Source organism: Pseudomonas sp. C27(2019) (assembly GCF_008807395.1).
Classification (GTDB): domain Bacteria; phylum Pseudomonadota; class Gammaproteobacteria; order Pseudomonadales; family Pseudomonadaceae; genus Denitrificimonas.
In genome coordinates this window covers 855,502-877,652 of sequence record NZ_CP043320.1, presented here as the reverse complement: position 1 = coordinate 877,652, position 22,151 = coordinate 855,502, and the positions used below count along the sequence as shown (strand labels likewise).

Annotated in this window: 22 protein-coding genes; 18 read left to right on the top strand and 4 right to left on the bottom strand. The window is 48.9% G+C overall.

The annotated features are described in order from the left end of the window. The 6 genes from FXF61_RS04080 to FXF61_RS04055 all read left to right on the top strand — a co-directional run bounded on the left by FXF61_RS04080 (position 1) and on the right by FXF61_RS04055 (position 6,276). The gene (locus tag FXF61_RS04080) at positions 1-2,406 is read left to right on the top strand and encodes a heavy metal translocating P-type ATPase (protein WP_151184057.1); all 2,406 of its coding nucleotides are present in this window, start codon (positions 1-3) and stop codon (positions 2,404-2,406) included. Positions 2,407-2,435: 29 nt separating this feature from the next. Then, positions 2,436-2,651 (top strand): cbb3-type cytochrome oxidase assembly protein CcoS, encoded by a 216-nt coding sequence (ccoS, locus tag FXF61_RS04075; protein ID WP_151184056.1) that lies wholly within the window; start codon positions 2,436-2,438, stop codon positions 2,649-2,651. Then, on the top strand, positions 2,644-3,327 hold the full coding sequence (locus FXF61_RS04070) for a sulfite exporter TauE/SafE family protein (RefSeq protein ID WP_151184055.1): 684 nt from the start codon (positions 2,644-2,646) through the stop codon (positions 3,325-3,327). Before ccoS ends, FXF61_RS04070 begins: the two co-directional genes overlap by 8 nt. Before the next feature lie 98 nt (positions 3,328-3,425). After that, positions 3,426-4,826, top strand: a complete 1,401-nt coding sequence (hemN, locus tag FXF61_RS04065) for an oxygen-independent coproporphyrinogen III oxidase (RefSeq protein ID WP_151184054.1) — start codon at positions 3,426-3,428, stop codon at positions 4,824-4,826. 143 nt (positions 4,827-4,969) lie between these two features. Further along, on the top strand, positions 4,970-5,704 hold the full coding sequence (gene fnr, locus FXF61_RS04060; RefSeq protein WP_151184053.1) for a fumarate/nitrate reduction transcriptional regulator Fnr: 735 nt from the start codon (positions 4,970-4,972) through the stop codon (positions 5,702-5,704). A 23-nt stretch (positions 5,705-5,727) separates the two neighbouring features. Continuing rightward, on the top strand, positions 5,728-6,276 hold the full coding sequence (locus FXF61_RS04055) for an adenine phosphoribosyltransferase (protein ID WP_151184052.1): 549 nt from the start codon (positions 5,728-5,730) through the stop codon (positions 6,274-6,276). 97 nt (positions 6,277-6,373) lie between these two features. Here the strand turns inward: FXF61_RS04055 and FXF61_RS04050 are convergent, their stop codons facing one another. Further along, positions 6,374-8,026 carry a murein L,D-transpeptidase gene (locus FXF61_RS04050; RefSeq protein WP_256663500.1) on the bottom strand — a complete coding sequence of 551 codons (1,653 nt, stop codon included), beginning with the start codon at positions 8,024-8,026 and terminating at the stop codon, positions 6,374-6,376. A gap of 177 nt (positions 8,027-8,203) precedes the next feature. Between FXF61_RS04050 and FXF61_RS04045 the strand changes: the two genes are divergently transcribed. Beyond that, on the top strand, positions 8,204-8,920 hold the full coding sequence (locus FXF61_RS04045; RefSeq protein WP_151184051.1) for a murein L,D-transpeptidase catalytic domain family protein: 717 nt from the start codon (positions 8,204-8,206) through the stop codon (positions 8,918-8,920). Between the two features lie 14 nt (positions 8,921-8,934). Here FXF61_RS04045 and FXF61_RS04040 read toward each other — a convergent pair whose 3' ends face one another. Then, positions 8,935-10,125 (bottom strand): patatin-like phospholipase family protein, encoded by a 1,191-nt coding sequence (locus FXF61_RS04040; RefSeq protein ID WP_151184050.1) that lies wholly within the window; start codon positions 10,123-10,125, stop codon positions 8,935-8,937. Then, positions 10,122-11,042 (bottom strand): lipid A biosynthesis lauroyl acyltransferase, encoded by a 921-nt coding sequence (locus tag FXF61_RS04035; protein ID WP_151184049.1) that lies wholly within the window; start codon positions 11,040-11,042, stop codon positions 10,122-10,124. The genes FXF61_RS04040 and FXF61_RS04035 overlap by 4 nt, the downstream gene beginning before the upstream one ends. 113 nt (positions 11,043-11,155) lie before the next feature. Between FXF61_RS04035 and minC the strand changes: the two genes are divergently transcribed. The 11 genes from minC to FXF61_RS03980 all read left to right on the top strand — a co-directional run bounded on the left by minC (position 11,156) and on the right by FXF61_RS03980 (position 21,804). Beyond that, positions 11,156-11,866, top strand: coding sequence for a septum site-determining protein MinC (gene minC / locus FXF61_RS04030; protein ID WP_151184048.1), 711 nt, complete (start codon positions 11,156-11,158; stop codon positions 11,864-11,866). A gap of 76 nt (positions 11,867-11,942) precedes the next feature. Next, positions 11,943-12,758, top strand: a complete 816-nt coding sequence (gene minD / locus FXF61_RS04025; protein ID WP_151184047.1) for a septum site-determining protein MinD — start codon at positions 11,943-11,945, stop codon at positions 12,756-12,758. Next, entirely contained in the window at positions 12,755-13,009 is a 255-nt protein-coding gene (minE, locus tag FXF61_RS04020; protein WP_151184046.1) for a cell division topological specificity factor MinE, read from the top strand. The genes minD and minE overlap by 4 nt, the downstream gene beginning before the upstream one ends. Before the next feature lie 71 nt (positions 13,010-13,080). Next, entirely contained in the window at positions 13,081-13,716 is a 636-nt protein-coding gene (locus FXF61_RS04015; protein ID WP_151184045.1) for an RluA family pseudouridine synthase, read from the top strand. Positions 13,717-13,812: 96 nt separating this feature from the next. Next, complete coding sequence (locus tag FXF61_RS04010) at positions 13,813-14,772, top strand: MoxR family ATPase (protein WP_151184044.1); 960 nt, start codon at positions 13,813-13,815, stop codon at positions 14,770-14,772. Beyond that, complete coding sequence (locus FXF61_RS04005) at positions 14,772-15,713, top strand: DUF58 domain-containing protein (protein WP_151184043.1); 942 nt, start codon at positions 14,772-14,774, stop codon at positions 15,711-15,713. Before FXF61_RS04010 ends, FXF61_RS04005 begins: the two co-directional genes overlap by 1 nt. Then, positions 15,710-16,192, top strand: a complete 483-nt coding sequence (locus FXF61_RS04000) for a DUF4381 domain-containing protein (protein WP_151184042.1) — start codon at positions 15,710-15,712, stop codon at positions 16,190-16,192. Before FXF61_RS04005 ends, FXF61_RS04000 begins: the two co-directional genes overlap by 4 nt. Continuing rightward, a complete protein-coding gene (locus FXF61_RS03995) occupies positions 16,185-17,195 on the top strand; it encodes a VWA domain-containing protein (protein WP_151184041.1) in 1,011 nt (336 codons plus the stop codon). Before FXF61_RS04000 ends, FXF61_RS03995 begins: the two co-directional genes overlap by 8 nt. After that, a complete protein-coding gene (locus FXF61_RS03990; protein ID WP_151184040.1) occupies positions 17,195-18,919 on the top strand; it encodes a VWA domain-containing protein in 1,725 nt (574 codons plus the stop codon). Before FXF61_RS03995 ends, FXF61_RS03990 begins: the two co-directional genes overlap by 1 nt. A 2-nt stretch (positions 18,920-18,921) precedes the next feature. Continuing rightward, positions 18,922-20,568: a BatD family protein gene (locus FXF61_RS03985; RefSeq protein WP_151186001.1), complete on the top strand. Its 1,647-nt coding sequence runs from the start codon at positions 18,922-18,924 to the stop codon at positions 20,566-20,568. 159 nt (positions 20,569-20,727) lie between these two features. Then, the gene (locus FXF61_RS03980) at positions 20,728-21,804 is read left to right on the top strand and encodes a 3-deoxy-7-phosphoheptulonate synthase (RefSeq protein WP_151184039.1); all 1,077 of its coding nucleotides are present in this window, start codon (positions 20,728-20,730) and stop codon (positions 21,802-21,804) included. Positions 21,805-21,868: 64 nt separating this feature from the next. On the opposite strand, the gene FXF61_RS03975 is transcribed toward FXF61_RS03980, so the two are convergent. Next, complete coding sequence (locus FXF61_RS03975) at positions 21,869-22,135, bottom strand: GNAT family N-acetyltransferase (protein WP_151184038.1); 267 nt, start codon at positions 22,133-22,135, stop codon at positions 21,869-21,871. Between the last annotated feature and the right edge of the window lie 16 nt (positions 22,136-22,151).

Sequence of the window (22,151 nt, the reverse complement as noted above, 5' to 3'; positions counted from 1 at the left end):
ATGGCTGCGCCCTTACCCTGCTTTCACTGCGGCTTGCCTGTTCATACAGGCAGCGCCTTTACTGCTGTCGTTCTCGATGAAAGCCGTGTTTTTTGCTGCCCCGGTTGTCAAGCTGTAGCACAAACTATTGTTGCCGGCGGCTTAGAAAGCTACTACCTGCACCGCAGTGAGTCTTCGGCTAACCCCGAAGCCTTGCCTGGTGTTCTGCCTGATGAACTGCTTTTGCTCGACCGCGAGGACATTCAAAAGCCTTTCGTGAGTACATCCGGCACTATCAGCGAAACCCGATTGATGATTGAGGGCATCACCTGCGCAGCATGTGGTTGGCTGATTGAAAAACATCTCAAGCAACTGCCGGGTGTATTGGATACATCACTCAATCTCAGTAATCATCGCCTCCTTATCCGCTGGGATGCTGAGCAGCTTATGCTTTCTGACCTGCTTAAAACCATCCGCCATATTGGTTATGCCGCGCACCCTTGGCAAGCCGATAAAATCAGCGAGCAAATGCAAGCTGACAACCGTCGCGCTTTACGTAAGCTGGGCGTTGCCGGACTGTTATGGATGCAAGTGATGATGGCCTCGATGGCAACCTGGCCAGAATTTAATATTGATCTGTCTGCAGGGATGGATGGTCTGCTGCGTTGGGTCAGCTTAATTCTAACTACACCCATCGTATTTTATTGCAGCAGTGAGTTTTTCACCGGAGCACTGCGTGATTTACGCACTCGCCACTTAACCATGGACGTATCGGTCTCTTTAGCAATTGCGGGAGCCTATGCAGCAGGCATTTGGTCAACTGTGACCGGTCAAGGTGATCTGTATTTTGATGCAGCCGGCATGTTTGCCTTGTTTTTATTGTCTGGCCGCTACCTCGAGCGTCGCGCACGTGAGCGCACCTCGGCCGCGACAACACAATTAGTCAACTTATTGCCCGCATCCTGCTTGCGCCTAAACGAGGATGGCAGCAGCGAACGTATTTTACTCAGCGAATTACGCCAAGGTGACCAATTATTAGTACCGCCCGGACACTTAATCCCTGCTGATGGGCGCATTATCACAGGGTCTTCAAGCATTGATGAGTCACTGCTAACCGGAGAATATTTACCCTTAGCCAAGCAACCGGGCGATAGCGTTGTGGCTGGCACCTTAAATATTGAAGGGCCACTAAGCATCGATGTCTTGGCACTTGGCGAAGAAACGCAATTGTCAGCCATTGTGCGCTTATTAGAGCGCGCGCAATCACTTAAACCACGTTTGGCTGAACTGGCTGATACTGTGGCGCAATGGTTCTTAATTAGCGTGCTATTGATTGCTGCGGTGGTCGGTGCCATCTGGTGGCAGATTGATTCCTCGCGCGCATTTTGGATTGTTTTATCTTTACTGGTTGCCACCTGCCCTTGTGCACTGTCACTGGCTACACCCACTGCACTCACAGCGGCAACCGGATCACTGCACAAGCTCGGCCTGCTGATCACCAAAGGGCATGTCTTAGAAAGCTTTCAAAAAGTCGATACGGTTATTTTTGATAAAACCGGCACTTTAACTGAAGGCAAATTAACTCTAAAAAGCATATCCCCACTCGGCTCGCTCAATGAGCACGACTGCCTTGAGTTGGCTGCAGCCTTAGAAAGTCACTCAGAGCACCCAATTGCGCGTGCTTTTGGGCGCACTGCCACAGCGGCAAAGGGTGTCAGCAGCGCGCCCGGCTTGGGTTTAGAAGGCACAGTCAACGGCAGGCAATTACGTATTGGTCGCCCTGACTATGTTAGCGCTCTAGGCAACTACCCAGCACCGCAGATGCCCAGCCAACAAGGGCAGTGGTTGCTGCTCGGTGATACCCAAGAGGCTCTTGCTTGGTTTGCCTTAGACGATAAGCTACGCGCAGATGCACCTGCTCTACTCGACACCTGCCGTGCACGCGGCTGGAAAGTGCTTTTACTCTCTGGTGATAGCTCACCGATGGTCCAGCAAATTGCTCAGCAGCTGCAGATCGATGATGCCCGCGGCGGCCTAACACCCGATGACAAACTGCAAGTACTCAAGCAACTGCACAGCCAAGGGCGTCATGTGCTAATGCTCGGTGATGGCGTCAATGATGTGCCGGTGCTGGCTGCCGCCGACATCAGTATTGCCATGGGCAGTGCCACCGACTTAGCCAAAACCACAGCTGACGCTATTTTATTGTCTAACAGCCTGAGCAGCTTAATTAGCGCACTGTCCATCGCCAAAAAAACACGTCGCGTTATTATTGAAAACCTCGGCTGGGCGACTCTGTACAATGGCCTTGTCATTCCTTTTGCTGCAATAGGCTGGGTCACCCCCGGCTGGGCTGCATTAGGCATGTCTATCAGCTCATTATTGGTAGTGCTAAACGCACTACGTCTCACCCGTTTTAACGCGTGAGCTAAACCCTATTATTAACGAGGCACAGTATGGCAGCGTTATATGTAATGATTCCGGCAGCAATGATTCTGGTTGCACTGGCTATCTGGATATTTTTTTGGGCGGTTGATAGCGGCCAATACGAAGACTTAGACAGCCCTGCACACAGCATTTTATTTGATGATGAAGATCCGATGCATAAAGCAGCGGGCATGCAAAGCACTACAGATCAACAAGACACTCCTGATGAGCGGCCACATGATTGACTTAATTCCACTGCTAGCTTCAGCATTTATTCTTGGTTTACTCGGGGCTGGTCACTGTCTTGGTATGTGTGGCGGCCTAATGGGCGCTTTAACCTTAGGCATTCCTGCAGAACAGCAGCATCGACGCTTGCGCATGCTTATCGCCTATAACTTGGGGCGCGTCAGTAGCTATGCGCTGGCAGGATTCTTATTTGGCTTGCTTGGCTGGGCCGTCGAGCAAACACCTGCTGCTGCAGCTCTGCGCATCATTGCGGCTCTTTTACTGATAAGTTTAGGTTTATATTTAGCCGGTTGGTGGCACGGTTTAACTCGACTTGAAAACCTTGGTCGACATGTGTGGAAATATATCCAGCCCATTGCTGGACGCTTGTTGCCGGTTAAAAGCATTCCCCATGCTTTATGGCTTGGCGCACTGTGGGGCTGGCTACCCTGCGGCTTGGTCTACAGCACCTTATTTTGGACCGCCAGTCAGGGCGATGCGCTCACCAGTGCGCTGCTAATGTTCGTATTCGGCTTAGGCACATGGCCAGTGCTGATAGCCTCTGGATTAGCAGCGGAGCGGATAACTGTATTTTTACGTCAGAAAAACGTGCGTTATGCTGCAGGATCACTGGTTATTCTATATGGCCTATGGACGCTACCCGGGCCACACCAGCATTGGCTAATGGGGCACTAATCTCAGCCACAGTCAGAAACACGCTTGATACAGATCAAGAAGCCAATCCCGACAGCCCCCTATACTCACTGAAAACACAGTGTGAGGGGGGCAGTTAAATGAATAACAATAACAATAACAATACAGAGCTAAGTGCCACATTATTTAATAAATACCATCGACTGGATCAGCCGTATTATTCTTACCCCACTCAAGAACAATTCCAGCACTCAGTCAGCAGCTTTGCGCGTTTTAGCGCCTTACGTGCCAGCCGTAAAGCGCAACGGCCGCTTGCTTTAAATATTAATATTCCGTTTAGTGCAAATGCCTGTTATTACAGCACCACAAAAAATATAATCACAAAAGACCGCAGCCGAAGTGCAGCTTACGTGCACAGCCTAGAACAAGAAATCCGCCTTGTAGGCAAACATGCAGGCACAAAACAACACATCGAGCACCTGCATTTTGGTGGAGGCACCCCAACATTTTTAAACCCTAACGAACTGCGGCAATTGATGGCCTGCCTGAAAGATAGCTTCAATATAGGCAGTAACAACTTTACGCACTACAGCATAGACATCGATCCTCGTGAAGTAGACTGGTCAACCATGGGTGTATTACGCGATATTGGCTTCAATCGCGTCAATATTGAAGTGCAAGGTCTTGACCCATCTGTGCAGCGCGCTATCAATCGTTTACAAAGCATTGAGCAAACTCAAAATATTGTTGAGGCAGCACGCGCACTGCAGTTCCGCACAGTCAGCATCAGCCTTATTTGCGGCCTGCCCAGGCAAACACCGCAGTCATTTAGACAAGCGCTCAGCGACATAGTCAAGCTGGCACCAGACCATATTAGCTTGCAAAACTTTAAGCACCAGCCCAGCAAATACCCCCTCCAGACTCATATTAATGCGCAAGACTTACCTTCCTCAGCAGCTTTGGTTGAGATGCTTGGCAGTGCTCAACATATTTTGAGCACTGCCGGTTACATCTATATTGGTATGGGTCATTTCACGTTAGCTGATGATGATTTGCTTAGCGCACAAGAAGATAAAGCCTTGCAGCACGGCATTCAAGGCTACACCAGTGGCAGCGACTTCGACACAATCGGTTTTGGTGTTTCAGCCATCAGCCAACTGGGTGAACTGTATTACCACAATACGCATGACTTACGTGCTTACCAAACAGCTTCCAGCAATCAGCAACTCGCACCAGCACGAGGCTTGCTGTGCAATACCGACGACCAAATAAGACGCAGTATCATTCAAGCCCTTACCTGCCAGTTTAGTGTGGATCTGTGCAGCATTGAGCAGCGTTTCAATATCAACTTCAAAGAATACTTTCACCCGCAGTGGCAAACCCTCAAGCTCATGCATGATGACGGGCTGCTTATACTGTCTGACAAAGCATTGGAAATGACAGAGCAAGGCCGTTTATTTACTTTAGCTGTATGCCAAGTATTCGATTATTATTTTTCTCAGCAAAGGCAAAGCAACACAGCTCAGACACAGGTTATTTAGCCCTAAAGCACGGGTTTCAAACTGATCATCTATTGCTCTTTCAGCGCTTTACTCAAGCCAGCAAGCAAACAAAGTGGCAGCTTCTTGTCGGCTCAGGTAATCTAAAGCCATGACATTGAACAGTTTGATCAGGAATCCATGGTATGGCGGAAATAATTAGCGCGCGTAACGCTCACCAAGCGCACTGCAAAGATTGCAGTTTAGCTACACTTTGCTTACCTCTGTCTTTAGAAACACAAGATCTTGACGCTCTCGACAACATTGTTAAGCGCAGTCGGCCCTTAAAAAAAGGGGATTTTCTCTTTCGTCAAGGTGATGAATTTGCTTCGGTGTATGCGGTGCGCTCTGGCAGCTTAAAAACCTTTAGTGTCACCGATTGCGGCGAAGAACAAATCACAGGCTTTCATCTGCCCAGTGAATTTGTTGGTCTATCCGGTATGGACACTGAGCTCTACCCCGTTTCTGCGGTTGCTTTAGAAACCACCTCAATTTGCGAAATACCATTTGATAGACTCGATGAACTCAGTGCCATCTTGCCGCAATTACGCCGCCAACTGATGCGTATCATGAGTCGTGAAATCCGCGATGATCAGCAAATGATGATGCTATTATCGAAAAAAACAGCTGATGAGCGCATTGCTACATTTTTAGTAAACCTGTCTGCACGCTTTCGTGCCCGTGGTTACTCTCCTCAACAATTTCGTCTAGCCATGTCACGCAACGAAATTGGTAACTACTTAGGTCTAGCTGTAGAAACTGTCTCGCGGGTGTTTACTCGCTTTCAGCAAAATGAGTTGCTCATAGCAGAAGGAAAAGAAATCAATCTGATAAATTTGATTGAAATCTGCGCCTTAGCAGGCGGCAACTTAGATAACTGACCCATCCAATTGAGGCTCAATATATGATTTTTGATGAATTCGCAATTAAGTCTTTAATTCGTCCTATTCCAGATTTTCCAAAAAAAGGCACAATTTTTCGTGACATCACGCCTTTGTTTCAGTCGCCTCGTGCACTGCGTATGGTGATTGATGGTTTAGTGCAGCGTTATGTCGAAAGTGACTTCACCCATATTGGAGCAATTGAGTCGCGTGGTTTCTTATTAGGCTCTACTATTGCCTATGAACTGAACAAACCTTTAGTGTTATTTCGCAAAAAAGGCAAACTTCCTGCTGATGTGCTGAGCGAGCCTTATGACACTGAATACGAGCAATCCACCTTAGAAGTGCATGCAGACAGCCTGTGTGAGGGCGACAAAGTACTGCTCATTGATGACATTATTGCCAGCGGCGGCACCTTTGTTGCAGCGGCACGATTAATCCGTAGAATGGGCGCTAGCGTTTACGAAGTTGCCGCCATTATTGACCTTCCAGAGATGGAAGGCTCACAGCTGATGCAAGATATTGGTGTACCAACCTTTACCTTAACCGCGTTTGCCCTCAACGAACACTAAACCTCTCCGGCAATACCCGCTCATATCTCTAGTGAGCGGGTTGCAGCTGCAAGTCTGCATAGCAACTGCAGTCTCGTAATCTTCTGCAGCAACCACCCTAACGCTGTGCCGCCTGCAAAGCCTCTACTAGTTTGGCATCGTAGCCATAGCTGTCACTGCGAAAACGCAAGCGATTATCAATATCCACTTCCACCGTCCAATAGGCTAACAACACTGGAACCGGCTTAGATAAATTCACTTGCTGGGTTTTGCCACTGGCCTGAATTGCTTCAATGCGCTCACGCTCCTGCTGTGACGTACCAACTAATAAGTGCTCAACTAGCTTTTGCGCATCCTCGACACGCACACAGCCCGAACTGACAGTCCGTGTTGCGCGTCCAAACAAGTGCTGACTCGGTGTATCGTGCAAATACACAGTAAACGGATTTGCAAAACGAATAGCGACTAAGCCAAGCGCGTTGCTTGGACCCGGACCTTGGCGCAACATAATACCGGACGGTGCATTCCAGTTGATGCTGGCAGGGTCTAAAACATTACCTTGATAGTCGAGCACACTCATATTATTGCGCGCCAAATAGCCTAAATCACGCCGGATGTCTGGCAGTTTATCCTCACGCAAAATCGTTGGCGGCACTGTCCATGTTGGGTTGATCGTTAAATGCGTGATACGCGACTTCAACAGCGGTGTTTGCCGGCGCACCGTACCCACCTGCGTTCGCGTGCGCCACACTATGTTGCCGTCACGAAAAAACAGTAGCCGCGCACCAGCAATATCGACAACGAGCATGGTCGGTTCAAAGTGTTTATCCAGCCAGCGCAAGCGTTCAAGATTGACGCGAATTTGCTGCAAGCGCTGCTCAGGACTGATATTGAGCTCACGCAGCGTTGCCGGGCCAACAATACCATCGGCCTCTAAATAGTGATCATGCTGAAAGTCTTTTACAGCAGCTGCTAATGCTTCTGTATACAGCAACGAATCAATTTCGGACGTTACTTCTGTTTCTTTAACGTCATCAAAATCATTAGTAGCAAGTGCTTGCTCAGGGATATATCCAGCCAACTGCAAACGTTGCTGCAGGCGCGGAACACGCACATCAAGCATTCCAACGCGTAATGAGCGCCCTTGTGTTGGTACACTGCCCCAGTCTGTTTGCTGCAATAATGCACTGTTTTGTAAGGCCTCACGCAACGCCTGATAAGTGCTCGTTTGAGGCCGCGCCTGGGCAAATATCTGCGGCAAATCGTGTAGACCTGCAACGGCCATTTGTATAATCGGCGTTTGCTTGGGCTGCTGCACCGCGGCCTCATACCAATAGGGCTCTACAGTATCAGGATCAAGCACACCATCACTTAAATGCTGTAGCGCTTGTAAATAACCATGACTAACCAGCAACTCATCACAAAGATGCTGCTCATATGAAGCCGGCTGTGCCAAGGCAGCAATGTGCTGCAGTTGATACTGGGCAGGTTTTAAACCGTCAAAACGTAAGTCCTGCAACAAATCCGCCAACTGCCGGCGCTGAGCGGCATCCTGCCACACCGGCATATAATTAATCGTCTGATAGAATAATTGCAGACGTTGAATTGATTGTTCCGACAAACGGTAGCTGGCCGGTATTGCGCAAGCCTGCGGAAGCGCATTAAGCGTTTGCGCCAACATATTCGGGCTGTTGCTCGTTTGCGCCATACTCAATGCACTGTGTGTAGCAACAATCAAAGTGATTGCTAGCCATGTCTGTTTTTTAAGCAAGGGTTTGGATCCATTCAATGTGCTGTTAAAGTATGCGACTGGCGTGCACACGGCTTTAGGTGGACGTTTACAACCTGTTTTAACACAATTATAACGGCAACGCAGGCGTCATCGCGCCAATTTTTAAGTCATCGTTTTATTGAGCGCTGGTTAAAGTGCTGCAATGAGGTTTTTTATATGCTCCGTCCTTTTCTTATTAATTCTTTACTTGCCACCCTAGCCAGTTTTTACAGCCTTTCAGCAACAGCCTCCATTACCCCTCAGCAGCTTTCTAACTCACTTATTAAAGCAGCCCCTTCCCTTAATAACGAGGTACTATCTACCGCGCTGAGTGCGATGCAATGCGCTTTAAATAACGGCGCCGATCCAGCCAAACGTTTAGCGGTAATTGATTTCTCACTGCCTTCTAGTGAAAAGCGTTTATGGATTTTTGATTTAGACAGCAAGCAATTGGTCTTGCATGACTTTGTCGCCCACGGTAACCGCTCCGGCGATAATTTTGCCACCAGTTTTTCTAATATCAATGGCAGCCACCAATCGAGTATCGGTTTATTTCGCACCGCAGAAAGTTATCATGGCAAGCATGGCTACTCACTACGCATGGACGGTTTAGAGCCTGGCATTAATGACCGTGCCCGTGAGCGCGCAATCGTTATTCACTCAGCTGATTACGTCAATCCGGATTGGATTCAAACCCAAGGCCGTATTGGTCGCAGCCAAGGCTGCCCTGCTGTTCGACCAGAAATTGGCCGCATGGTTGTCGACAACCTAAAAGGCGGACAGTTTATGTTCTCGTGGTATCCTGATCAGCAGTGGCTGCAAACCTCTATTTATTTAAACTGCCGCACCAAACAAGTGGCTAGCAACAGTAGCATTACTGCTGACGGTAGCTGATTCGAAATACGCAATTAAGGTGGGCTGATGCCTAAGAAGGTTAACAGTTCATCTTTCTTGCTCATGGCGTCTTGATAACCCAACTCAATCAGCTCATTGCAATAACTGCGTTCAAACAGCAAATAGCTCAGCACCCCTCCGCCACTGGCACGCGTAGCACCGGGCCCGCGCAGAAACAAACGCAATGAGGCAGGTAACTGATGTCGATGCCGTGCAGCTATTTCATCAATTTTTTTACTCGGTGAAATAACCAAAACATCCACAGGCGAAAGCCCTAAATGCTTCTTACGCTCAGTTTCGGGCAACATTTCACCAAGCATATTGAGGCGCCCAAGCAATTCAAGATCAGACTCTAAATTATCAATAAAGGTACTGTTTAATAAGTGCCCGCCAATTTGTGCAAGACTCGGCGGACGCGCAGTCATAGGTATTGTTTGTTCTTCTTGAGTTTGGCTGCGCACACCAATCACCAATACACGATCAGCACCTAAGTGCAACGCTGGACTAATCGGCGCGGCCTGGCGCACCGCACCATCACCAAAATACTCTTTATTTAAACGCACCGGCGCAAACAGCAACGGAATAGCAGAACTGGCCATTAGATGCTCAATGCGCAGTCGAGTCGGCAAGCCGTTGCGACGATGACGAACCCAAGGATCAATATTACCCCGCCCTTGATAAAAGGTGACAGCCTGACCCGACTGATAAGCAAAGGCAGTGATAGCCACCGCACGTAATTTGCGCCGAGCAACAGCCAAGCTGATGCCTGAGAAGTCCAACTCTTTAAGAAGCAAGTCACGTAAAGGTGCATTATCTAGCAATGCTACCGGCTCAGAGCCGCGACCAATACCGAGCAAATGCCTGCCAACAAAACGCCCTGCTTGCCGTATCACCCCAAACCAATCCGTGCGATAGACCAAATCAGTACGAAAGCTTTGCCATATGCTCGTTAGTTTACGCACTGACTGCTGAAAATCTAACGCACCACAGGCTAGGCTGACAGCATTAATAGCACCTGCAGATGTGCCAATAATGACGGGAAAAGGATTCTCGGCTGACTCTGGGAGTAGATCAGCAATCGCTGACAGCACTCCCACTTGGTAAGCTGCTCGCGCACCACCACCGGATAAAATCAAACCGGTGATTGGCTTTTTTTTAGCATCAAGCTCTAACTGAAGCGCAGATGTGTGTTCCTGTGTTTTCAATACAACGTCGCCTCACCTTCAGGTCGCGTTTTAAAACGGCGGTGCGCCCACAAATACTGCTCTGGCTGTTGTGCAATTGCCTGCTCAATCCATTGATTGATACGCAAGCAGTCGTGCTCATCTGAGTCACCTGGAAAATCCTGTAACGGCGGCTCTATTTGAATCAAATACCCTTGCCCCTTTGGCAAGCGTGTTTGGCGCATCGGCACAACCTGTGCACGACCAAGCTTTGCAAACTTACTCGTGGCCGTTACTGTAGCAGCAGGCACGCCAAACAGTGGCACAAAAAGGCTTTGTTTTGGACCATAGTCTTGGTCTGGCGCGTACCAAATTGCACGACCTTGACGCAATACTTTAAGCATACCGCGCACATCTTCACGCTCAATGGCCTGCGCATCAGCATTATGCCGCTCACGACCGCGACGCTGTACATAATCAAACACAGGATTTTTGTGTGCGCGATACATACCGTCAATGGTGTGCTGCTGCCCTAATAAAGCAGCACCAATTTCTAGCGTTGTAAAGTGGATAGCCATTAAAATAACACCCTGCTCTTGTGCTTGAGCTTTGCGCAAGTGGTCTAAACCTTCTATTTTCACCAGCCGTCTCAGACGTTTTTTTGGCCACCACCAGCTCATTGCCATTTCAAAAAAAGCAATGCCCATTGATGCGAAATTCTCACGCACTAAGTGCTCTCGCTCAGTGTCACTTAACTGCGCAAAGCATAACTCAATATTGCGTGTGACAATATGCCGTCGGCTGCTCGCCGTACGCAACATTAAGGCACCTAGCGCCCGACCTAACTGCAGCAGCACAGCATAAGGCAATAGAGTTATCAGCCACAAAAGAGCCAATCCGCACCACAGCAACCAATAGCGCGGGTGCAAAAATGCGATATCAAAGCGCAAATGCTTCATACTCACCATACCAAACAGGGTAAAGTAGCTATTCTACATGGCTTATTCATTTGCAGCCTGCCATGCTTAGCGATATAAACCACTTTTAATTTTTATATTCCGTAGAGCTATCCATGAATCAAGTCGATATTCTTGAGAAAGCACCTGTCTTTCAACTTAAAGGCAGCATGCTCGCCTTAACCATTCTAGAGCTTTCATCCAGTGATCTAGACAGTCTAGATGAACAGCTCGCTGAAAAAGTTGAGCAGGCACCTCAATTTTTTAAAGATGCACCCATTATTTTAGCATTAGACAAATGTACAGTTGGCGCTGACACCATAGATTTGACGCACTTGCTCAGCATCTGCCGTAGTCATGGCTTACACCCGCTGGCATTGCGCACTGAAAATCCTACACAGGTATCTGCGGCTGAACAGCTTGATCTTGCCGTAATGCCGCCAAGTGGTGCACGCGAACGACCACTGACCATTGAAGCACCTGTTGAACCCAGCGTCATTCCAGCTAAAATCATTACGCAACCGGTTCGCAGTGGCCAGCAAATTTATGCTAAGAACACTGACTTAATTATTATGGCTGCAGTCAGTGCCGGCGCGGAACTATTAGCTGATGGCAATATCCATGTTTATGGTCCATTGCGTGGCCGAGCATTGGCTGGCATCAATGGCAACCTAGAGGCTCGAATATTTTGCCAACAAATGGGTGCTGAAATGCTATCCATTGCCGGCCAATATAAAGTCGCTGAAGATTTGCGCCGTGACCCTTTATGGGGAAAAGCTACACAAACGTATCTAAATGAGCAGCAGTTAAACATCTCTGCACTCTGATCTATACCTTTGTCACGGTGAACACTTTATAATCAACGCATCAACCACCCTTTACACAATTCATAAGGTGACTCGCTTGTCTAAGATTATCGTTGTAACTTCAGGGAAAGGCGGTGTTGGTAAAACGACCACCAGCGCTGCGATCGGCACTGGCCTTGCCTTACGTGGGCACAAAACAGTCATTGTCGATTTTGACGTGGGTCTGCGTAACCTTGATTTAATCATGGGCTGCGAGCGCCGTGTTGTTTACGATTTTGTTAACGTCATTAATGGCGACGCCACGCTTAATCAAGCACTGATTAAGGACAAGCGTTTAGAAAACCTATACATCTTAGCGGCCAGCCAAACCCGTGATAAAGATGCGCTGACTATTGAAGGCGTTGAAAAAGTGATCAGCGAGCTTGCAGAGCAATTTGAGTATGTCATTTGCGATTCGCCTGCGGGTATCGAAAAAGGCGCGCACTTGGCCATGTACTTAGCTGATGCAGCCATTGTTGTGACCAACCCTGAAGTCTCTTCAGTACGTGACTCAGACCGCATGCTGGGCCTACTGTCAAGCAAATCAAAACGCGCTGAAGAAGGCCGTGAACCCATCACCGAACACCTCTTATTGACACGCTACAACCCTGAGCGCGTTGCTCGCGGTGAAATGCTCAGCGTGGAAGATGTTGAGGAAATACTCTCGATTCAGATGATCGGCGTCATCCCTGAATCACAAGCAGTTCTCAAAGCCTCTAACCAAGGTGTACCTGTTATTCTTGACGAGGAAAGTGACGCTGGCCAAGCTTACAGCGATGCAGTCGAGCGTTTACTTGGCAAAGAAGTGCCGCACCGGTTTCTGGAAGTACAAAGGAAAGGCTTCCTCCAACGCATGTTCGGAGGTAAAGAGTGAGTATTTTAGATTTTCTAAGGGGTCGTAAGAAAGAGCCCACGGCATCCATTGCCAAAGAGCGCTTACAAATCATTGTCGCCCATGAACGGGGCCAGCGTGAAGAGCCTGACTATTTGCCAGCACTGCAAAAAGAGCTGGTTGAGGTGATTCGCAAGTACGTCAATATTGAACATGATCAAGTGCAGGTTGCCCTAGAAAATCAAGGCAGCTGCTCGATTCTTGAGCTGAATATCACCCTGCCTGATCGTTAAGCCTTGCGCACTTAATCCACAGTCATTATTTGGCGGCCCAACGGCCGCCAAATCTATTTATAGGGTACGTTATGCCACTATCAAGTATTGAAATTATCTATGCAGACCAATACATCTTAGTGGTCAACAAACCAACCTTATTATTGTCAGTGCCTGGGCGCGCTGAAGACAATAAAGATTGCTTAGTCACTCGCCTACAAGAAAATGGCTACGCTGATGCACGCATCGTGCACCGCCTCGACTGGGAGACGTCAGGTCTTATTATTCTTGCCCGCGATGCCAACAGTCACCGTGAATTATCACGCCAATTTCACGACCGTGAAGTGGAGAAGCGCTACACAGCACTATGCTGGGGTCAGCTGGAGCAGGAACAAGGCAAGATCGAACTGCCGCTGCGCTACGATCCTCCCACCAAGCCGCGTCATGTTGTTGACCATGAACAAGGCAAACATGCCCTCACGCTATGGACTCTGCTGCAACGCAGTGCTGACCACTGCCGTGTCGAGTTAACCCCGTACACAGGCCGCTCACACCAGCTCAGGGTGCATATGTTGTCCATCGGTCATCCATTATTAGGCGACGGCCTCTACGCCCATGAACAAGCGCTGCAAGCAGCACCACGCTTATGCCTGCACGCAACTGAGTTAAGGTTTACCCACCCACACTCCAAACAACCTTTAGCTTTTAACTGCCCTGCACCCTTTTAATTAAATAACACCGATATGCAACGCTGTAGCGCATATCCATGCACGTAGCACATGCATTACACTGCCACAAAGATTCGTGAATTAGAAAGGCACTTTATGTCACCTCATGCAGCCTTACTCGCTTTACGCCATTATTTAACGAAGCAAATCCTTGGCCAAGATCGGCTGATTGATCGCTTATTGATCGCCCTGTTAGCCGACGGCCACTTACTGGTAGAAGGCGCGCCGGGCTTGGCAAAAACCAAAGCGATTAAATACCTGGCGGATGGCCTTGAAGCAAACTTTCAGCGCATTCAGTTTACCCCTGACCTGCTCCCTTCAGACATCACCGGCACGGACATTTACCGCCCAGAAAGTGCTGTTTTTGAATTTCAACGTGGCCCTGTTTTTCACAATTTAATTTTAGCCGATGAAATCAATCGCGCACCTGCTAAAGTCCAGTCAGCACTGCTTGAGGCGATGGCTGAACATCAAGTCAGTATCGGTAATAGTACCTATGCCTTACCCGACTTATTCTTAGTTATGGCCACGCAGAATCCCATTGAGCAAGAAGGCACTTACCCGCTGCCGGAAGCACAATTAGACCGTTTTCTAATGCATGTGAAAATTGGTTTTCCTGATGCGCAGATTGAACGCAAAATTCTGCAACAAGCCCGCTCAATTGCCTTGCAAGGTGAGCAAAAGCCTGAGCACTTACTCAACCAACAGACCATTTTTGCTGCACGTAAAGAGGTATTAAATATCTACATGGCGGACGCAATGGAAGAGTATTTAGTCCAGCTGGTCATCGCCACACGCACCCCAGCCAAGTTCGACCCTGAGCTCGCCAAGTGGATTCGCTTTGGTGCCAGCCCGCGCGGCTCAATCGCCATTGACCGTTGCGCACGCGCCCATGCTTGGCTGGCTGGTCGCGACTTTGTCAGCCCTGAAGATATACAAGCGGTTTTGTTTGATACCTTACGCCACCGTATTATTTTATCCTTTGAAGCGCAGGCCGCTGGTATTGATCAAGACCAGGTTTTGCAGCATTTACTTGATGTTGTTGCGGTCGCCTAATGGACATGCAAGGCCGCACGCACATTGAGCTGCAAGAGCTGCTGGGGCTGCGCCATTATGTGCAACACATTGAACTATTCAGCACACCCTTACAACGTAGCACCCTGCTTGGTTTACACCGTTCGCGCTTGCGTGGCCGCGGGATGGATTTTGATCAAGTGCGCGCCTATCAAATCGGTGATGATTCACGCAGTATTGACTGGCGAGTGACTGCACGCACTGGCGAAGTACACACAAAAGTTTTTCATGAAGAACGCGAACGCCCAACATTTATTGTTGCTGAACAAAGCTTGCACCTATTTTTTGCCAGCACCGGCTGTTTCAAGTCTGTTTTAGTTGCGCAAGTCGCCAGTATATTTGCTTGGGCCAGCTTGCAACACAATGACCGTGTTGGCGGCCTCGTATTTGACGACAACGGCGTGACCCATACCCCTGCACACCGCAGCCAACACAGCGTGCTGCATTTTATCCAAGCGCTGGCCGATGCAAACCAGCGCCTGCAACAAACGATGTCTCAGGACTTAAAAAACCCTCTGATCGAAGCATTGCAACAAGCCCTGCGCTTAACACGCACGGGCAGCCTAATTATTTTAATTTGCAATGAGCGCCACTTGAATGATGAAAGCAGCCATTTGTTGCGCCGACTCGCTGCACAGGCCGAACTAATTTTACTGCCGGTCTCTGACCCACTAGAACATTGCTTACCCACTATAGGCCCGGCGCGGTTTGCATTGGCTGACAGCAGCACCAGCATTGACACCCATAACCCTCGCCTGCGCCAGCAATGGCAAGAAAAGGGAGCGGCTTATCAAGCTGCTTGGCAGAATTTAGCTCAGCAACTGGGTGCCGCATTGCTGCCGCTGAGCACGCAATTTGGGGCCTTAGAGCAATTACAAGCCATTAATTTGCAACAGGTGCTCGGCACTCAGGCGGGGTCATGATCAGTCCCGAACAACTGCAGCCGCTTATCTTGCCCAGCCCAGTTAGCTGGTGGCCGCCAGCCTTAGGCTGGTGGCTGCTTGCTGTGCTGCTGATTGTTTTGCTTGGCATTTGGCGCTACCTCAGCCGTATTCGTGCAGCAACAAGCCAAGCGGCCAGCAGTGACCCTTTACGCGACAGCGCTTTACAGCAATTGCACACCCTAGCAAAACCTTATGATGGTGCCCAGGCCGGCCCTTGGCTGCAGCAAATCAACCAGCTGCTCAAACGCATCTGTGCCACACGCTACCCTGAAAGCGCCAGCCATACCCTAAGCGGACGTGAATGGTTAGCTTTTTTAGACAGCCGCTGCCCGGCTGCTGGGCTTTCGCGCTGGATGATTTTAGTGCAAGGTGCCTATCAACCTGACTGTCGCCTAGATAACAAATCCATCGCCCAGTTACAGCAGGCCATTGATACTTGGATCCGAAAGCATGTTTGAATTTGCTTGGCCATGGCTTTTTTTATTATTACCCTTACCTTGGCTGGTTCGAGTTTTTGTGCCGCCCCTGCCCCCGCATGATGCAGCACTGTGCATTCCTTTTTATACTGAACTTACTGCCTTGCAACGCAGCCAGAGCAAAGCTGTACCCTATTGGCGTAGTAAAACAGCGGCTTACATTCTGATTTGGCTGCTACTGTTGTGTGCTGCTGCGCGCCCACAACTGCAGGGCAACTTACAAGAGCGTCCCACCACTGGCCGCGACTTATTGATTGCAGTAGATGTCTCAAGCTCCATGCTCTACAGTGATATGACACTGCAAGGCAGCAGCCTTTCACGTATGGATTTTGTTAAGCACTGGCTGGATAGTTTTCTTGCCGCACGCCATGGCGATCGTTTAGGCCTGATCTTATTTGGCAGCCAAGCCTACCTGCAAGCTCCCCTGACCTATGACCATCACAGCGTAAGAACTTGGGTGCAAGAAGCACAACCAGGTATCGCTGGGAACACCACATCAATTGGTGATGCAATTGGCTTGGCGATAAAGCGCTTGCGCGTGCGCCCAGCCGAGCATCGCGTACTGATTTTAGTCACGGACGGTGCCAACAACAGTGGTGTCATGTCACCACTAGCAGCAGCGCAGTTAGCGGCACGCTATAAAATTAAAATTTATACCGTTGGCATTGGCAGTCGCAAAGCAGAATCCTCTTTGCTTGTAGAGGCAGAGCCTGCCAGCCTTGAGCTGGACGAGCGCAGCTTAAAAAGCATTGCCAAAACCACCGCTGGCGAATATTTTCATCTGACCAACAGCAGTGATTTAGTACATATGCATAACAGTTTAAGTCAGTTGGAGCCTGCATCAGGTTATCAACCACCTAAACGCAGTGCTCAAGAACTCTACAGCTGGCCTTTAGCTGCTGCGCTGCTGCTAAGTATGATCATAATAGCGTTGCGCCTTTATCCTACTTTGCGCAACAGCACACGCGCTGAGGAGTCTCGCTGATGCCCTCTTTCATCAACCACTGGCCGGAGTGGACACGCCTGTATTGGCTGCTATGTGTTCCTGCACTGCTGTTTTTGCTTTGGGGGCTATACCAAGCGGACAAGCAGCAACACAGCTGGCGCTCATGGTTGCCTCAGGCCTTTCACACTATTTTATTAAGTAGCGGCGCACACCGGCTGAGGCGTAGTCGCTACCTTTTATTAGGCAGTGCGTGGTTGTGTGCAATTTTGGCATTACTGGGCCCAAGCTGGGAAAAACCCCTACAGCAGTCCAACAACCAGCAGCTTGCTTCCCCATTGGTCATTGCTATCCAGCTCACCCCAGACATGCTTGCCAATGACTTAGCCCCCAACCGTTTAGATCGAGTTCGCGCTAAAGTACTCAGTCTACTCGAACAACGTGGCGCAGCCTTTAGCGCACTCGTTGTGTATGCCGGCAGCGCACACACACTGGTGCCGTTGAGCAATGATTTACTGACCAGCAAAAATCTTCTAAAAGCACTGCAACCTGAGCTGATGCCTGTCGCTGGACAGCGGGCTGATTTAGCCATTGAGCGCGCAGTGCATTTATTAAAACAGGGCGCACAAGGCGAAGGGCAGATTTTATTGATCAGCACAGGTGTCTCTGCGCCCGAGCAAACAGCAATCCAAGCACTACTCAAACAGCATCCTGTGCAATTAAAAATCATCGGAGTCGGCACCCTAACAGGCGCACCCGTTATTGACCCTGCACACGGTCATTTTATTAGCGATGCCTCAGGTGCCATAGTCATTAGTCGCCTCAACGAAGTGTCATTACAATTGCTAGCCAAGCACAGCAGCAGCCCTTACACACGTCTAAATAATGATGACAAAGACTTAAACGCACTCGATATATTGGCTCATTCAGACACTCATTTAAGCACTGAGATGAGCAGACAGAACATCGTACATAACGACCAAGGCTATTGGTTTATTTTACCCTTGCTACTACTTGTCGCGTTTTCAGCACGGCGTGGCGGGCTGCTGCTGTTAGTGGCCTGTATACTGCCAATGCCTTCTTTTGCATTTGAGTTTAATGACCTGTGGCTCCGTCCTGATCAACAAGGGCAGAAGCTTCTCCAGCAGCAACAACCTAAGCTGGCAGCACAGCAATTTTCCGACCCCCTGTGGCGCGCAACAGCACTGTATTTAGCCGAAGACTACACAGCAGCAGCCCAGTTATTTGCACACTTTGATAGCCCCGAAACCCACTACAATCGCGGCAATGCTTTGGCCTTGGCTGGTTTGCTAGTAGAAGCAGCTGAAGCCTATCAGCAAGCATTAAACCAAGCGCCAGACATGCTCGCCGCACAGTTTAATCTGACCGTTATCGAGGACGCTCTGCAAAACAAGCAAGACTCCACTCCTAATAATGGAGAGTCTGCCGGCACAGCAGAGCCATCAACCAGCGACGCTAGCGATCCACTCGCTACAACCACGACAGAGGACAGCGCAAAAACACAAGGTAAGCCAGCTCAAGCCGTAATCGATACAGTAAGCGCACCCGTGTCTAACACCCTGCAAGGCCAGCAAAATTTAGCCGAGCAACAACAGGCACCATTAGAGCAAGCGTGGCATGACTCCACCCTTGCCGAACCAGCTATCCACTTAGAAAGCTGGCTAGAGCAGATTCCTGATAATCCCAGTGAATTATTAAAGCGAAAGTTTTGGTATGAACACAATATGCAGGAGGCCGCACCTTGAATATGCGTCACTTTGTTAATTATTTAGGCGCGCTAGTGCTGCTGTGCATCAGTCACGTACAAGCTGCAACCTTTACTGCAACAGTCGATAGAACACAAATCAATGCCGGTGAAAGTATCGAGCTTATCTTAGAGTCAAATGACAGCTCGCAGTTTTTAGCGCCTGACCTAACCCCGCTAAAGCCACTCTTTGAACTTATCAACAGCAAACAAGTTAATCGCTTTAGCACAGCTCAGGGCTTTGAGGAGCCAGTGACACAATGGATTTTGACCTTACTGCCTAAGCAAACCGGCTTTTTAATTATCCCCCCAATCAGCTTAGGTGAACGACAAAGTGCCCCCATCAATCTTTATATAAAAGAGTCTGCCAGTGTCAGTACAGCGCCACTTGAACCTGTATATATTGACACCCAGCTCGATCAAGAATGGGTTTATGTGCAAGCACAAACACTGCTCACTTTGCGTATTTATCATGCCATTCCACTGTTTGCTGACAGCAATCTAACACCTCTTCTGTTAGACAATGCGCGCGTTGAACCCTTAGGTAAGCCGCGCACATTTGAACAGCACATTAATGGCGTGCGCCATGGTGTTATTGAAATTAATTATGCTATTTTTCCGCAACAAAGCGGACTGATTGAAATCCCAGAACAAATTTTTTCTGCGACCTTAGCTGGCCATGATCCGCATTCTCTCACGCCTTTTAGTGCACAAGCTGGGCAGCGTATTGAGGTCAGATCAGCACGTATTCCACTGCAGGTTAAAGCTATCCCCAAGGACTACCCTGAACATGCCGCTTGGCTACCAGCACAACAGGTAAGCCTAGAACAAAGCTGGGCTCCCAGCCTAGATACACCAATCAGCACAGGTACAGCTGTTACTCGGCTGCTCAAAATACATGCACAAGGCTTACCTGACTCTCAGTTGCCTGCTTTAACGCCACCGCCTGCAAGTACTTACACTGTGTACGTTGATCAACCCTCATTCGGCCACCAGTTTACTGAGCAAGGCCTCATCAGTCATCGTGATGAACGCCAAGCCTTTGTCTTTCAAAGTGCTGGCCAGCACAGCCTAGCCGCCATCAAATTACCGTGGTGGAATACCAGTACAGACCAACTTGAATACGCTGAACTACCCGCACAAAAACTACAGGTGATTGCAGCAGCGCTTACAGCCAACTCGACTGACTTAACACCACTAGCAAGCGATCCAGCAACGCTAACACCGGACAACCAGCCATTGTGGCTCTGGCAAGCACTGAGCGCTCTTTTCTTTATTTTAACTCTGGTTGGTTTTAGCTTGTGGTGGCGTGCGCGTCACCAGCCAGCTGTTATCGTACCTGCCAGTAACGGGCCAAGCTCGCGTAATTTACATGACGATTTAAAGCGCGCCTGTTTATCGAATGACCCACAGAGTACACGCCAAGCCCTGGATGCCTGGGCACGCCAACACCCAGAATCGTTGGCTGATATAGCCATGCGTGATGACAGTCTAAGTGATGCTCTGGATGCTCTAAATAGCGCGCTATACAGTGAGAATTATAGTAACTGGCAAGGCCAAGCGCTCTGGCAGGCTATCGGTCAGCTGTCTTTTACTGAGCCTTCAGCTGCCAGTGGCGATGATCAACTGCCGCCACTTTATCCACCCTAGCCGCCTATTTATAGCAATGCTGGCGTATACTATAACCAACAGTAGACTTTTGTTACTGCCGATAAGGCGGTATGGTTTAAAGCTTTTATATGCATATTATGGCGCTGAGCAGGATGACTCAGCCTCTTTTTATAACCTGCGAGTGAGATAACGACGACGATGGCTGATTTACCAATCGATGACTTAAACATTGCTTCTAACGTGACACTAATCACTCCAGAGCAACTTAAAAATAAAATGCCGCTGAGCGAAAAAGCACAGCACACCGTATCGCACGGCCGTCAAGTTGTGCGTGACATTCTGGACGGCAAAGACCACCGCTTATTTATTGTTATTGGCCCCTGCTCTATCCATGACTTAAAAGCAGCGCATGAATATGCAGACCGCCTCAAGGCACTGGCTGATGAAGTGTCTGACACTCTATTTTTAATCATGCGCGTGTATTTTGAAAAACCGCGCACGACCGTGGGCTGGAAAGGCTTAATCAACGATCCGTACTTGGATGATTCTTTTAAAATTGAAGATGGCTTGCATATTGGCCGTAAATTATTATTGGATCTGGCTGAAAAAGGCTTACCTACTGCCACTGAAGCCTTAGACCCCATTTCGCCACAGTATTTGCAAGACTTAATTAGCTGGTCGGCCATTGGCGCACGTACCACAGAGTCACAAACACACCGCGAAATGGCATCAGGTTTATCCTCTGCAGTGGGTTTTAAAAACGGCACTGATGGTGGCTTAACTGTTGCTATTAACGCTCTGCAATCGGTCTCTAGCCCACATCGCTTTTTAGGCATCAACCAGCAAGGCGGCGTATCTATTGTAACCACTAAAGGCAATAATTATGGCCACGTGGTGTTACGCGGTGGTAACGGCAAACCAAACTATGACTCGGTCAGTGTTGCGCTATGTGAGCAAGAGCTAAAAAAAGCTAAAATCTCTACCAACATCATGATTGACTGCAGCCATGCCAACTCCAACAAAGACCCAGCACTGCAGCCGCTGGTTCTGGATAACATCACCAACCAAATTGTAGATGGTAACCAATCCATTAGCAGCTTAATGATTGAAAGTCATTTAGGTTGGGGTAACCAATCAATCGGTGATGACTTGAGCCAGCTTAAGTACGGTGTGTCTATTACCGATGCTTGTATTGACTGGGACACTACAGAAAAAAGCATACGCAGTATGCGTGAGAAACTAAAAGACGTACTACCGACGCGCAAGCGTAACTAAATCAATAAGCAGCGAAACAACAACGCCCTGCACTGCGCAGGGCGTTGTTGTTTATCGTCTGACATTATTGTGGGTGACGTTGCAGGTAGACTTCTATATACGAACAGGAAGGTATCACCGTATAGCCTTGCTGTTTTGCAAAAGCCAAGCCCGCTTTAGCCAATAGCGCAGCAATACCTTTACCCCGCAGTTCATTAGGAACATAAGTGTGGTGAAAATCAAGCGTCTGCGCATCCACTGTACGATATTCTAAAATAGCCTGATACCCATCCACCTGCGCTGAAAAACACTGATTTTTTGGGTTATGCACAATCTCTATTTGCTCACTCATTTGCACCTCCAGGTTG